Annotated in this window: 12 protein-coding genes; 3 read left to right on the top strand and 9 right to left on the bottom strand. The window is 72.1% G+C overall.

Features of this window, described 5'->3' with window-relative positions:
• Positions 1-13 precede the first annotated feature (13 nt).
• The 8 genes from rpmF to rsmD form a co-directional block, all read right to left on the bottom strand.
• Positions 14-196 carry a 50S ribosomal protein L32 gene (gene rpmF, locus QRY02_RS46710; protein WP_013223689.1) on the bottom strand — a complete coding sequence of 61 codons (183 nt, stop codon included), beginning with the start codon at positions 194-196 and terminating at the stop codon, positions 14-16.
• A gap of 87 nt (positions 197-283) precedes the next feature.
• Entirely contained in the window at positions 284-877 is a 594-nt protein-coding gene (locus QRY02_RS46705; RefSeq protein WP_285989090.1) for a YceD family protein, read from the bottom strand.
• Positions 878-1,122: 245 nt separating this feature from the next.
• Positions 1,123-1,851: a DivIVA domain-containing protein gene (locus tag QRY02_RS46700; protein ID WP_013223687.1), complete on the bottom strand. Its 729-nt coding sequence runs from the start codon at positions 1,849-1,851 to the stop codon at positions 1,123-1,125.
• 109 nt (positions 1,852-1,960) lie between these two features.
• Entirely contained in the window at positions 1,961-2,674 is a 714-nt protein-coding gene (locus QRY02_RS46695; RefSeq protein ID WP_285989089.1) for a hypothetical protein, read from the bottom strand.
• The gene (locus QRY02_RS46690) at positions 2,674-3,174 is read right to left on the bottom strand and encodes a SigE family RNA polymerase sigma factor (protein ID WP_285989088.1); all 501 of its coding nucleotides are present in this window, start codon (positions 3,172-3,174) and stop codon (positions 2,674-2,676) included. The genes QRY02_RS46695 and QRY02_RS46690 overlap by 1 nt, the downstream gene beginning before the upstream one ends.
• 63 nt (positions 3,175-3,237) lie before the next feature.
• A complete protein-coding gene (locus tag QRY02_RS46685) occupies positions 3,238-3,939 on the bottom strand; it encodes a ribonuclease domain-containing protein (RefSeq protein ID WP_285989087.1) in 702 nt (233 codons plus the stop codon).
• 142 nt (positions 3,940-4,081) lie between these two features.
• Positions 4,082-4,567 (bottom strand): pantetheine-phosphate adenylyltransferase, encoded by a 486-nt coding sequence (coaD, locus tag QRY02_RS46680; protein WP_285989086.1) that lies wholly within the window; start codon positions 4,565-4,567, stop codon positions 4,082-4,084.
• Between the two features lie 43 nt (positions 4,568-4,610).
• A complete protein-coding gene (gene rsmD, locus QRY02_RS46675; protein ID WP_285989085.1) occupies positions 4,611-5,171 on the bottom strand; it encodes a 16S rRNA (guanine(966)-N(2))-methyltransferase RsmD in 561 nt (186 codons plus the stop codon).
• A gap of 124 nt (positions 5,172-5,295) precedes the next feature.
• Between rsmD and QRY02_RS46670 the strand changes: the two genes are divergently transcribed.
• Positions 5,296-7,410: a HelD family protein gene (locus QRY02_RS46670; RefSeq protein WP_285989084.1), complete on the top strand. Its 2,115-nt coding sequence runs from the start codon at positions 5,296-5,298 to the stop codon at positions 7,408-7,410.
• Between the two features lie 192 nt (positions 7,411-7,602).
• Here QRY02_RS46670 and QRY02_RS46665 read toward each other — a convergent pair whose 3' ends face one another.
• The gene (locus tag QRY02_RS46665) at positions 7,603-11,394 is read right to left on the bottom strand and encodes an nSTAND1 domain-containing NTPase (protein WP_502874175.1); all 3,792 of its coding nucleotides are present in this window, start codon (positions 11,392-11,394) and stop codon (positions 7,603-7,605) included.
• Between the two features lie 186 nt (positions 11,395-11,580).
• On the opposite strand from QRY02_RS46665, the gene QRY02_RS46660 reads away from it, so the two are divergent.
• Positions 11,581-12,573, top strand: coding sequence for an LLM class flavin-dependent oxidoreductase (locus QRY02_RS46660; RefSeq protein ID WP_285989083.1), 993 nt, complete (start codon positions 11,581-11,583; stop codon positions 12,571-12,573).
• A 475-nt stretch (positions 12,574-13,048) separates the two neighbouring features.
• Positions 13,049-13,843, top strand: coding sequence for an MlaE family ABC transporter permease (locus tag QRY02_RS46655; RefSeq protein ID WP_285989082.1), 795 nt, complete (start codon positions 13,049-13,051; stop codon positions 13,841-13,843).

The following is a 13,843-nucleotide window of genomic DNA, read 5'->3' as shown; positions in this document are numbered from 1 at the left end:
ATCGGCTACCCGATCAGGCGGGCTCGACGACCTGGCGGCCGTTGTGCTGGCCGCACGACGGGCACGCGATGTGCTGGAGCTTCGGCTGCTTGCAGGCGCGGTTGGAGCAGGGCACCAGCTGCACCGGAGCCGCCTTCCACTGGCTGCGGCGGGAGCGCGTGTTGGATCGCGACATCTTCCGCTTCGGGACGGCCACGAGTAGATCTCCTTATGACGGTCTGCTCGCGGTGCGAGCGAACTTTCTCACCGGATCGAGCTGGACGCTCGTCAGGCTTGCTCTTGTTCAGCTGGGCCCTTGCGCAGGCTTTTCGCCCGCGTTCTCGTCGAAGCGCTCGACCAGTGCGGCCCACCGAGGGTCTATCTTCTCATGCCCGTGTCCGGGCTCGAGATCGGCCCACTTGACGCCGCACTCGATGCAGAGCCCGGCGCAGTCTTCGGTGCACAGCGGCGCCAGCGGCAGGGCCAGCACGACGGCGTCGCGGACGATGGGTTCGAGGTCGATCCGGTCGTCGACCAGCCGGGGGATCTCGTCCTCGTCCGTGGTCTCCTCGGTGACCGACCCCGGGTAGGCGAACAGCTCCTGGACCTCGACCTCGACCTCTTCGGTCAGCGGGTCGAGGCAGCGGGCGCAGGCGCCCTTGGCCAGTGCTTTCGCGGTGCCGCTGACGAGGACGCCTTCGACGACGGACTCGAGGAGCAGGTCGAGTTCCAGCTCGGAGCCGGCTTCGATGGTGATGACATCGGGGACGCCGAGCGGCGTCTCCACCGGCACGCTGCGCCGGACGGCGCGGCTGAGGCCGGCGTGACGGCCGAGCTCACGGGTGTCGATCACCCACGGGCTGCGGTCGTCGAGCTGGGGGGTCTTGTTCTCGGACATCCAGTCCAGAGTACGCACGGGCCGCCACCCCTTTTGAGCTGGCACCCTGCCCGTCACGCGGCAAGCGGGCCACTTGCGTGCGCGCCCGCCTCCCCGTGGGCCGCCCCCGGGTCCAGTCTATCGGGGGCGCCCGGCGAAAAGCCGGGAAAGCCGCAGCTGGGGGCCGGTTGCCCCCAGCCCGGCCGCCATGTGGACAAGCCACCCGGCTGGCGGGAAAGCCACCCGAAAGCCGGCTGAGAAGCTCGTCACACCTGGTAGTCGTAGAGCGTCGGCCGCCCACCCGAGCTCGGCAGGTTCGCCGGTGACCGCAGGTGGTTGCGGCCCGAATCGACCGTTCGCAGCGTCGTCGCCAGCAGCTCCGAGAACTCCGCCAGCTTGCCGTCCACGTACGCGTCGCAGTCCGCTCGCTGGCGGTCGGCCTCCGCGTGGGCCTCGTCCACGATGCGGGCCGACTCCGCGTGCGCCGCCTGGACCACTTCGGTCTGGGCCACCAGGCGGGCCTGCTCGGCCCGGCCGTCTTCGATGGCCCGGTCGTAGGCGTCACGGCCCGCCTGGATCATGCGCTCGGACTCGGCGCGGGAACGGTCCGTGAGGTTCTGGTACTCCGCCTGGCCCGCCGCCACCGTGCGGTCGGCCTGGTCGTGCGCGTCGGCGAGCATCTGCTCCGCCCGGGCCCGCGCGTCGGCGAGGATGCGCTCCGCTTCGTCCGTCGCGTCGGCGATCGCGCGCTCGGCCTCGGCGTTCGCGCCCGCCACCGTTTCGCCCGCTTCCTTGCGGGCCGCGTGGATCAGGTCGTCACGCTTGTCGAGGACGTCCTGGGCGTCGTCGATCTCCGCCGGCAGTGCGTCGCGGACGTCGTCGAGGAGCTCGAGCACGTCTCCCCGGGGCACCACGCAGCTGGCCGTCATCGGGACGCCGCGCGCCTCCTCGACGATCGTGACGAGCTCGTCGAGCGCCTCGAAAACCCGGTACACGGCAACTCCAATCCCCTGTCGCTGTGTCCAGTCTGCCCGCATCGGGCGCCGAAGCGGTGAACGCGACCGGCGCCGGGCGTGTCCCCCTGGACCACGCCCGGCGCCGGAGTCACCACGGCAGCACGAAGGCCGGATCGGTGATCACCTTCGTGAGCTGCTCCTCGCTCAGCTGCGCCGAGTCGGCGGCGTCGCGGGCGGCATCCACCAAAACCACCGCCGAGCCGTCGGCCCGGCGCAGGACGCCGTCGAAACCGCGCAGTGTCGTCAACGTCGTCGACATCCCGTCACCGACGGAGGCGGCTTCGGACACCAGCAACTCGGCCCCGCCTGGCTGCGGGATCCGGTCGCAGCGCAGCCCGATCGACGCCGGCTCCGAACAGGACCGGATCCAGGGCAGGTGATCATCCGGCGCGTGCCGGCCGTACACCGTCAGCTGGAAGTCCCCCGGCCGTCCGGACGCGTCGGCGAAGGTGGCGGTCACCGCCATCTTGCCGGGGCCGATGGCGTCGGCCGAGGACGCGCCGACCGTCAGGCTCCGCAGCCCGGGGAACAGCTCCGTGACCGCGTCGGTGAGGGCCTGCCGGATCCGCGCCTGGTCGGCGAGCGACGGCGGGGACGGCGGCGCGGCGGGCGGAACCGCAGGCGTGCCGGGGGCGAACACCGCCACGGCCGCGACGGCCGCGGCCACGGCGAAGGTGCCGGTGGTCGCCGCCCGGCGACGGCGGACGTGCCGGGCCGCGCGGTCGGCGACCTCGTCCGGGTCGAAGCCGAGCGGCGGTTCCGGGACGTCCACCTCCCGCAGGCGGGTTTCGAGTTCGTGCATCACGCGCTCCTCTCCGAGCTGTGCTCGAGCACGCCCCGCAGCGTCTCGAGCCCGCGGGCGGCCTGGCTCCGGACGGTTCCTTCCGAGCAGCGCAGCACGTCCGCGACCTGCGCCGCCGGGAGGTCGGCGCAGTAGCGGAGGACGACGGCGGCGCGCTGCTTCGGCGGCACCTCGGCGAGGGCGCGCAGGAGCGGATCGGAAATCCCGGCCTCGGGCGGGGAAGAGGGCTGGTCCGGCACGACGCCGTCACGGCGTTCGCGACGCCGCCACGGCCGCCGCTGCTCGTCGAGCCAGCAGCGCAGCAGGACCTGCCGGGCGTAGTTGTCGACGGGCCCCCGCCGGGCGACCTTCGGCCAGACCCGGTACAGCTTGATCAGCGTGACCTGGACCAGATCCTCCGCGAGGTGCCAGTCGCCGCACAGCAGGTACGCCGTCCGTCTCAGCGCACCCGACCGCGCCCGGGCGAACTCCCGGAAGTCCGCGTCGTCCGCAGCCCGCATCGCGCCTCCTCGTCCTCGTTTCGGTGTACCTCACGGACGAGGGGGCGCGGCGCGTTGCACGGTTCAGGAATTCAGGTCGATCCGCTTGAAGGTCGCGTAGCGGTCCGGGGTGTAGGCCAGCTCGCCCGCCTTGCCGGAGATCACGCGGTCGTTCGTGCCGACGGCGAAGAGCTTGTAGTAGCCGGACGCGCAGGCCGGGAGCACGCCTTCGCGGTTCTCGTAGGTGGTGCCGGCCGAGGTGCCGTTCCGGACGTTGTCGACGACCGTGCGAGCCGCCGCCGACAGCTGCGAGTAGCCGGTCTTCGCCAGGCCCGAGAGGTCACCGCAGGCGTGCGTCGTGCCGCCGCCGATGTCGATGACCTTGAAGGTCGCGTAGTGGTCGCCGGTGTAGAAGTACTCGCCGGCGCTGCCGGTCACGATGCGGCGCGTGCCGCGGGTGCTCGAGCCCGGCGTGGGCACCGTGTACTCGTGGTAGTAGCCCGACGCGCAGGCCGGGAGCACGCCTTCGCGGTTGTCGAAGACGACGCCGTCGTTCTTCGGGTACGGGAACGGCCCGTCCGTCTGGATCAGGTGGTACGTCGTCGTCGCTTCGGCCGGCAGCGCCGAAAGCGTCGTGTGCGAGAAGCCGGAGAGGTTCCCGCAGGCGTTCTGCGCGACGACGGCCGGGGAGGCCGGGGAGGACGCCGCGGCGGCGGTGACCCCGGCGAACAGCGTGGCCAGGAGCGCGAAGAGGACCGCGACCAGGCGTGATCGGTAGTTGGTCATTTTCGGACCGTAACCCGATCGGATGATCGTCAGGAGACGTCGACGTGAACTCCCGCACCACCGCGCCCAAGTCCCGACGAACGGAGGGGGCCGAACGACGGGAACCGGACACCCCGGGGTCCGATGTGGACTCGGCGGGGGGTCAGCGCCCGAGCTTCGGGAACTTCTCCGAGAGCCGCTCGTAGACGATCGGCGGCACGAGGTGCTCGATGTCACCGCCGAGCGCCGCGACCTCCTTGACCAGCGAGCTGGACACGAAGCCGTACGCCGGGTTGTTCGCCATCAGCAGCGTCTCGACGCCGGTGAGCTCGCGGTTCATCTGCGCCATCTGCAGCTCGTAGTCGAAGTCGCTGACCGAGCGCAGGCCCTTGGCGACCGCCGCGATGTCGTGGTCGCGGCAGTAGTCGACCAGCAGGCCCTCCCAGGAGTCGACCCGCACGTTCGGCAGCTTCGCGGTGATTTCGCGGAGCATGTCGAGCCGTTCGGAGACCTCGAAGAGCCCCTTCTTCGACCGGTTCACCCCGACCGCGACGACGACCTCGTCGAACAGCACGCTCGCCCGTTCGATGATGTCGAGGTGCCCGTTGGTGGCCGGATCGTAGGAACCGGGACAGACCGCACGCCGCATGGCGCGGACGCTACCGTGCCGGGCCCGGTCTCCGCCGCGTGGCTCACGCCACAGCTGTGTACTCCGCCCAGAAGACGGCCGTGTCGCCGTACTTCTTCGCGCGCGTCGGCTCGAAGCCCGGCGGCCAGTCCGGCTCGCCGTCACGGGCGGCGCGCTCGATCACCACCAGGGCCGACGACCCCAGCCAGCCGCCCGCCGCCAGCGAGCCCAGCACCTTGCCGAGCGCGGCCGCGTCCACCGCGTACGGCGGGTCGGCCAGCACCAGGTCGTAGGACCGGGGCGCGGGCGCGGCGACCACCGCCTCGACCTGCCCGGCCCGGACCGTGCCGCCCAGGCCGAGCGCCGCGACGTTGCCGCGCAGGACGTCCACGGCGCGCCGGTCGGACTCCACGAACAGCGCGTCCGCCGCGCCGCGGGAGAGAGCTTCCAGGCCGAGCGCGCCGGACCCGGCGTAGAGGTCGAGGACGTGGGCGCCGTCCAGCTCGCCGGCCGTCCCGAGGGCGTTGAACAGGGCTTCCCGCACGCGCTCCGACGTCGGCCGGGTGCCCTTCGGCGGCACCTTCAGCCGCCGCCCGCCCGCCGTCCCGGCCACGATCCTGGTCACCCCCCGATTGTGCGGGGACGACGCGCGGCGCGGATGACCGGGACACGGGTGTCCCCGCCCGGGCCACCGCGTAGAGTCGTTCTTCGCCCTCGGAGGCGATCCCAAAGCTGTCAAGGAGCCATGCGTGTCCGAACCTCGGGTCAGACGGGCCGAGATCGCCATCGAACAAGCCCACGTCGATCGCGTGTACACCCGTCTGGACGAACTGAAGGTCCAGGCCGAGGCGATGCGCACGAAGGGCTATGAGATCGGCCAGGGAGCGCAGCGCGAGGCGATCTTCGAGCAGGCGTCGATGCTGTTCGAGCGCGACATGATGGTCCACCACGCCAACCAGACGCTGCAGACGCTCGACGCCGAGTACGAAGGGCTCGTCTTCGGCCGGCTCGACGACCGCGAGGGTGAACGCACCTACGTCGGCCGCCTCGGCATCCGCGACGCGGAGTTCGACAACCTCGTCACGGACTGGCGCGCGCCGGCCGCGGCCGCGTTCTACCAGGCCACGGCCGAAGAGCCGATGGACGTCGTGCGGCGGCGCGTGATCCGCTGCTCCGGCCAGAACGTCCTCGACGTCGACGACGACGTCCTGATCGCCGACGCCGTCCCCGAGGACATGCAGATCGTCGGCGAGGGCGCGCTGATGGCCGCGCTGGGGCGCTCGCGCGGCGAGAAGATGCGCGACATCGTCGCGACCATCCAGAAGGAGCAGGACGAGGTCATCCGGGCGCCCTGGCGGGGCGTCACCGAGATCACCGGCGGGCCGGGCACCGGCAAGACCGCGGTCGCCCTGCACCGCGCCGCCTACCTGCTCTACCGCTACCGGCGTCAGCTCGGCGGGGCCGGGGTGCTGGTCATCGGGCCGTCGGGGGTGTTCACCAGCTACATCTCGCGGGTCCTCCCCTCCATGGGTGAAACGAACGTCGAACTGCGCGCGCTCGGCGAAGTCCTCGACGGCCTGGAGGCGACGCGGCAGGACGCGGCGCCGCTCGCCGCGGTCAAGGGGTCGCTGCGGATGCGGAAGGTGCTGCTGCGGGCGCTGCGCGACACGCCGCCCGAGGCGCCGGAGGAGATGCGGATCGTCTACCGCGGCGAGGTTCTCAAGCTGAACGCGCGCGAGCTGGAGAAGGTCCGCCGCAAGGCCCACACGCAGGGCGCGCCGCCGAACCGGTCGCGGATCCGGGCGGCCGAGATGCTGCTGGACGCGCTGGCGGCGAAGGCCGAGGAGCACGCGAAGGACGACGGCAAGCAGTTCGACCGCGCCGAGCTGATCACCGACCTGGGCGAGCGGATCGACTTCCACCGCTTCCTCGTCGTGTGGTGGCCGGTGCTGTACCCGGCGCAGATCCTCAAGTGGCTGGGCGACGAGAAGCGGCTGGCCTCGGCGGCGAAGGGCGTCCTGAACCGCCACGAGATCTCGATGCTGGCCGCGGACTTCGCGGACCGGTCGCGGGGCTGGTCGATCGCGGACGTGGCGCTGCTGGACGAGCTGCGCGTCCTGACCGGGCCGGAGCCGAAGCGCAAGCGGCGCCAGGTGATCGAGGTGGAGCCGCAGCGCTCGGGCGGCGCGCCGACGCGGCCGGAGCACTACGACGAGTACTCGCACGTGGTCGTCGACGAGTCGCAGGACCTTTCGCCGATGCAGTGGCGGATGGTCGGCCGGCGCGGCAAGTACGCGAGCTGGACGGTGGTCGGCGACCCGGTGCAGAGCTCCTGGCCGGACCCGGCGGAAGCGGCTTCGGCGCGGGACCAGGCGTTCGGCGTCAAGACGGCCCGGCGGCGGTTCACGCTGCGCACGAACTACCGGAACTCGGCGGAGATCTTCGACCTGGCGGCGAAGGTGGTGGCCGGGCACGCGGAGTCCGGCGAGCTGCCGGTGGCGGTCCGCCGCACCGGGGTGGAGCCGGAGGTCCGCCCGGTGGAGGCGGCCGGCCTGGCCGCGGCGACGCAGGCGGCGGTGAAGGAGCTGCTGGGCGCGGTCGAGGGCACGGTCGGCGTCATCACCGCGATGGACCGGGTGCCGGAGGTCGCGGGCTGGCTGCCGGGGCTGGCGGACGAGCGGCTGAAGGTCGTGGGCAGCCTGGATTCGAAGGGCCTGGAGTACGACGCGGTGGTGCTGGTGGAACCGGTCGACCTGATCACGGAATCGACGACCGGCCGCCGGGTGCTGTACGTGGCGCTGACCCGCGCGACGCAGCAGCTGATCGTGCTGGCCTCGAACCCCGACTGGATCCCGGCCGCCTGACCCGAGCGCCCGGGGAGACGCTGAAGGGCCCCTTCGGGGGGCGGGAGGCGGGTTCCCGTGCCCTCGAAGGAGCCCTTCAGACCCCCGGTGAAATGAACGTCGTGGGACGAGCTCGTCCAACGCCATGTCTAGCCGATCCGGGTTGTTCGGTGTCCGCGCTCACCCACCGAACAACAACGCCGAACAACCCGGTCAGGGGCAGGGCGGCGCGTAACCGAGGTCCGGGAAGCTTTCGCTCCACTCGGCTTCGGTGATCCGCGGTGACACCGCCGCGCAGATCCGCTCGGCCGCGCGGTCCGGATCGGCCTCCCAGAACCGCACGGTGCCGTCCGCTCCCCCGCCCGCCAGCGTGTGGCCGTCCGGGGCGTACTGCGCGGCGTAGACGCGGTCGCGCTGCTCGGGCAGCACCGCGTACGGCGCCGCCGTGGCGACGTCCCAGAGCCGGATCGTCCGGTCGTAGCTGCCGGAGGCCAGCGTCCGGCCGTCACCGCTGAACGACACGGACATGACGACGTCCGCGTGGCCGTCCAGCACCACCGGGGGCGGCACGCGCGCCGGGTCCGTGACGTCCCAGAGGCGCACCATCCGGTCGGCGCTCGCCGTGGCGACGTGCCGGCCGTCGGGACTGTAGGCGATCGAGAAGATCGTGTCGGTGTGCCCCGTCAGCTTCGCCAGCGGCCGCGGGGCCCGGGGCGACGAGATGTCCCAGAGCCGCGCGGTGTGGTCCCAGCCGGCGGTGGCGAGCGTCCGGCCGTCGGGGCTGAAGGCGATCGTGTGGACGTCGTCGTCGTGGCCCTCGAGCTTCGCGATCTCGACCGGCCGGGTGCGGTCGGCCAGGTCCCAGAGCCGGGCCGTGTGGCCGTCGCCCGCGGTGGCGAGCAGCCGGCCGTCCGGGCTGAAGACGACGGCGTCGACGTCGTCGTGGAGCCGGTTGAACACCACCGGCGGCCCGGGGCGGGCCGGGTCGGTGATGTCCCGCAGGGCCATCGTGTGGTCCCAGCTGCCGGTGGCCAGTGTCCGGCCGTCCGGGCTGACGGCGATGCCGCAGACCGCGTCGCCGAACCCGCCGATCGTGGCCAGCTCCCGCGGCGCGCGCGGGTCGGTGCGGTCGTACAGCCGCACGGTCTGGTCGTAGCCGCCGGAAGCCAGCAGCTTGCCCCCGGGGCCGAAGGTCACGTGGCACGCCTGGGCCGTGTGCGCGGCGATGCCCGGCCCGGGCAGGTCCCAGAGCCGGGCGGACTGGTCGTCGCTGGCCGTGGCGAGGGTGCGGCCGTCGCGGGTGAACACCGCCGAGACGACGGCGCTGGTGTGCCCCGGCAGCGACTGCAGCTCACGCGGCTGCCTCGGGTCGGCGACGTCCCACAGCCGGGCCGTGCGGTCGAAGCCGGTGGTGGCGAGCGTGCGCCCGTCCGCGGTGAAGGCCACCGAGCGCACGATCGCCTTGTGGGTGGTGAGCGACGCCAGCGGCGCCGGGTGGGCCGGGTCGGCGATGTCCCACAGCCGCGCGGTCTGGTCCTGGCTCGCCGTGGCGAGCACGGGCCCGCCGGGGCTGAACGCGACCGAGTGCACGACGTCGGTGTGCCCGGCCACGACGCCGAGCTGGGTCCGCGAAGCGACGTCCCAGACGCGCGCGGTCTTGTCGGCCGACGCCGAGGCGAGCAGCCGGCCGTCGCCGCTGAAGGCCAGGTTGTTGACGTAGGAGGTGTGCCCGGTCAGTTCCCCGGACGGCCTCGGGTGGGCGGCGTCGGTGGTGTCGTAGAGCCGGATCGTGCCCTTGACGTCGGCGGTCGCCAGCAGCGGCGCGGTGGGGCTGAACGCCACGGCGTAGGCCTTGCCCTCGTGCCGCTCGATCGTCGTGCCGGGCCCCGGCCGCGCCGGGTCGGAGACGTCCCAGACGCGGACGGTGCCGTCGAAGCCCGCGGTGGCGACGGTCCGGCCGTCGGCCGCGAAGGCGACGTTGTTCACGTTGCCTTCGTGCCCGGTGAGCACGCCCAGCGGCACCGGGTGGTGCGGGTCGTGGACGTCCCAGAGCCGGGCCGTGCCGTCCCAGCTGGCCGTGGCGATGACCCGCCCGTCCGGGCGGAGGGCGACGGTGTTGACCCGGCCGGTGTGCCCGGTGAGCCGTGTCGCGTACGGCGAACCGAACATGCCGAGCAGGCCGCTGCGCTCGTCGGCCCCGGGATCGAGGCGGTACGCGGCGAGCGCGAGCTGCGCGGCCAGCGCCGGGTTGGTGGCGCGCATGGCCAGCGCCTGGCCGGCGACCTTGTACGCGAGCGCGTCGTTGCGCTGCTCGGTGGCCGTGGTCTCGGCGCGCACGGCGTAGACGGTGGCGGTCACGGCGACGACCAGCAGCACCGCGAGGAGCGCGACCAGCTGGCGCAGCCGCCGGGTGCGGCGGCGGTCGCGGTCCCGCTCGGCGTGTTCGACGGCGAGGCTGGCGTCGAGGAACCGCCGTTCGCGCCGCGACAGCGCGGCGTCCTGGCGCGCGGCCCACTCCCGGGCGATGGCCAGCCGGGTGCCGCGGTAGAGCCAGCCCGGGTCCTCGTCGACGGCTTCCCAGGCGCCGGTCGCCTCGGTGAGCTGCCGGTGGACGCGCAGGCCTTCGCGGTCTTCGGTGAGCCACTCGCGCAGGCGCGGCCAGCCGCGGATGAGGGCTTCGTGGGCGATCTCGATACCGGTGTCGTCGAGGGTGACCAGCCGGGCCGCGGCCAGCTCGGCGAGAACCACGGCGGTGTCGGCGTCGTCGGCGTCGAGCTCGGCCCGGCCGATGCGCCGCTTGGTGTCTTCGGTGCCTTCGCCGAGCGCGGTCATGCGGAGGAAGATCTGCCGCGCCAGCCCCTGCTGACGCGGGGAAAGCTTCGCGAAGGTGCCTTCGGACGTCTGCGCGATGGCCCGCTCGATGCCGCCGGTCGACTCGTACCCGGCCAGGGTCAGCGTGGTGCCGCGACGCCGCCGCCACGTCTCCAGCAGCGCGTGCGAAAGCAGTGGCAGCACCCCGGGCTGGCCGGTGGCATCGGCGACGAGCCGGGAGACCAGGGCGTTCTCGACGCGGTACCCGGTGTCGACGGCGGGCCGCGAGATCGCCTGCCGGAGCTCCTCGGTCGTCATCGGGCCGACCAGGACCTGGGCGTCCTGCATGGCCTCGGCGAGCTCGGCGTGCCGCGCGCAGTGGGTGTAGAAGTCGGTGCGGATGCCGAGCACGACCCGGGTGCGGCTGCCGGGTTCGGTGGTCGCGGTGACGAGGGCGTCGAGGAACCGGGCCCGCTCCTGGTCGTCCTGGCAGAGGGTGAAGACCTCCTCGAACTGGTCGACGACCAGCACGAGGTCTCCGTCCTCGCCGTCGGCCAGCTGACGGGCGGCGAGGCCGAGGTTGCGCGGGTGCGCGGCGAAGTCGTCGAGCAGGGCCCCGGGCGCGACGCCGAGCGCGGCGCCGAACTTGACCGCGCACTCCTGCAGCGGGCGGTGCCCCGGGGTGAGCAGCAGGGCCGGGCCCTTCACCGAAGGCAGCAGACCGGCCCGCAGCAGGGACGACTTCCCCGAGCCGGACGCGCCGAGGACGGCGAGAAAACGTTGTCTCCCGAGCCGTTCGACAACTTTTTCGACAAGTCGTTCCCGGCCGAAGAATCGGTCCGAGTCGGCGGGCGTGAAAGCGGCCAGCCCGACGTACGGCGGAATTTCCCCTGGTTCCGGCTCGAGCGGTGAACCGGTACCCTCCGCGCGCGACTCTTCGGCGACGGCGTGCCAGCGTTCCTCCCATTCCCCCGGCACCCCGCCACAGGCCCGGACGTAGGCCAGGGTGACCGCCAAGCTGGGGAGTTTCCGCCCGCCGGCGGCTTCCGACAGCGTCCCCGCCGAGTAGTGCGCGCGCCGCCCGAGCTCGCGGTAGGTCGGATTTCCGGCACTCTCGCGCAACCGCCGGAGATCGGCGGCGAATTCGATCAGCAGATCGTCCCCGGCATCCAAGGGTCGCTCGGGACGCGGCACCCGGTCCTCCTGTTGTCCATTTTCCGGTTCGCCCACCGTAGCCAAAAGCGCGCGATCAGGTGCGCGAAATCCCGCCACCGGCGAAGCGCTTCCCGGCCGGCGCCGACCTCCGGGGAGCCGGTCCGGCGTGAAGATCGTCACGGCTCGCCGGGAAGCAATGGCGGCACCGGGGCGTTGACCCCGGTTGTGAGCTCACTGCCTGACGTGCCGCTGTCCGTGCTCGACCTGTCCCCCGTTTCGGAGGGGAACACCGTCGGCGAGACGCTGCGCAACACCCTGGACCTCGCCCGCGCCGCGGAACGGCTGGGCTACCACCGCTACTGGCTGGCGGAGCACCACAACATGCCCGGCATCGCCAGCTCGGCCACCGTCGTGCTGATCGGGCACGTCGCCGACGCCACCGAGCGCCTCCGCGTCGGGTCTGGCGGGATCATGCTGCCCAACCACGCGCCGCTGGTCGTCGCCGAGCAGTTCGGCACCCTGGAGGCGTTCCACCCGGGCCGCATCGACCTCGGCATCGGCCGCGCGCCCGGCACCGACCAGCGCACGGCGCTGGCCCTGCGCGGCCCGGGCGGGCTGTCCGCGGAGAACTTCCCGGAGCACCTGCAGGAACTGATCGGCTACTTCACCCATTCGGAGGCGCGCGGGGTCAACGCCGTGGTCGCCGAGGGCAACCAGCCGCCGGTGTGGCTGCTCGGCTCGAGCGGCTTCAGCGCCCAGCTCGCCGGGCGGCTCGGGCTGCCGTTCTCCTTCGCCCACCACTTCGCCGCCGAGAACACCGTGCCGGCCGTCCAGCTCTACCGCGAGAACTTCCGGCCGGGGGTGCTCGACGAGCCGTACGTGATGCTCGGCGTGTCCGTGGTCGCCGCCGAGACCGACGAGCGCGCCCGCTTCCTGGCCGGGCCGTCCGGGCTGACGTTCCTCAGCCTCCGCCGCGGCCGCCCGATCGCGCTGCCGACGCCGGAAGAGGCCGCGGAGTACCCGTACACCGAGATGGACCGCGCGTTCCTGGCCGAGCGCTTCGGCTCCAGCGTCGTCGGCTCGCCGGAAACCGTCCAAAAGGGACTCGAGCAGCTGCTGGCCGACACCGGCGCGGACGAGCTGATGGTCACCACGATGGTCCACGGCCACGCCGACCGCGTCCGCTCCTACGAACTCCTCGCCGCCCTCAAGTCCTGACCGTGCCCGAAGGGTCGACACACGTGATTCAAGGGTCGGCACGCGTGATTGCAGGGTCGACACGGCACCGCCCGGGTTCCCGCGGCGTGTCGTCTCCCTGATCACGCGTGTCGGCTTCCTGATCACGCGTGTCGACCCGTCCCGCACGAGAAGCGTGCGCGGGAATTGACAAACCGGGGTGGATCGTCAAGCGTCGCCGGGGGCGGGAGGCGAGTTTCTTTTCCTTCGCTGACAACAAGATCGGGTCCGTTTGTCAGCACCGGACAAGAAATGCGCGGTTACCAGCCCGTGACCCCGTGATCTTGCTCAAGTTCTTGTCTCCCAGCAAGGCCGTCGTTAGCGTACCGACCAGTAGGAAACGGCACGGTGCTCCCGAGACCGTGAATGGCCGACAATAATTAGTCCGTTCGGTCCATTTCCCCTTGGTCATCTCGGGTGTATTCGGCGTGCCGCCGAAACCGCTGGAGGCACACTAATGGCCGAACGGACGACGACGGCGTCGTTCCCGGGGGCGGCCGCACTGCGGCAGACCGGCCGGCTCTACGGACTCGGTCTCGACGTCGTCCGGCTGACCTTCCGCCGCCCGTTCCAGGTCCGGGAGTTCATCCAGCAGTTCTGGTTCATCGCGAGCGTGTCGATCCTGCCGACGGCGCTGGTCTCGATCCCGTTCGGCGCGGTGATCGCGCTGCACATCGGCTCGCTGACCACCCAGATCGGCGCGCAGTCGTTCACCGGCGCGGCGAGCGTGCTCGCGATCATCCAGCAGGCCAGCCCGATCGTCACGGCACTGCTCATCGCCGGCGCCGGCGGCAGCGCGATGTGCGCCGACCTCGGCTCCCGCACCATCCGCGAAGAGATCGACGCGATGGAGGTGCTCGGCGTCTCGCCGGTCCAGCGGCTCATCGTGCCGCGGGTGCTCGCCGCGATGGGCGTCGCGGTCTTCCTCAACGGCATGGTCAGCGTCGTCGGCGTGCTCGGCGGCTACTTCTTCAACGTGATCATGCAGCACGGCACCCCGGGCGCCTACCTGGCCAGCTTCTCGGCCCTGGCCCAGCTGCCCGACCTGTGGATCAGCGAGATCAAGGCCCTCATCTTCGGCTTCGTCGCCGGGGTGGTCGCCTCCTACCGCGGCCTCAACCCCAAGGGCGGCCCGAAGGGCGTCGGCGACGCGGTCAACCAGTCCGTGGTCATCACGTTCCTGCTGCTGTTCGTGCTGAACCTGATCCTCACCACCGTCTACCTGCAACTCGTTCCGCCCAAGGGGAGCTGA

It is taken from the genome of Amycolatopsis sp. DG1A-15b (assembly GCF_030285645.1).
GTDB lineage: Bacteria > Actinomycetota > Actinomycetes > Mycobacteriales > Pseudonocardiaceae > Amycolatopsis.
Note: the sequence above shows the minus strand (reverse complement) of the source record. Positions and strands in the feature narration are given on the sequence as shown.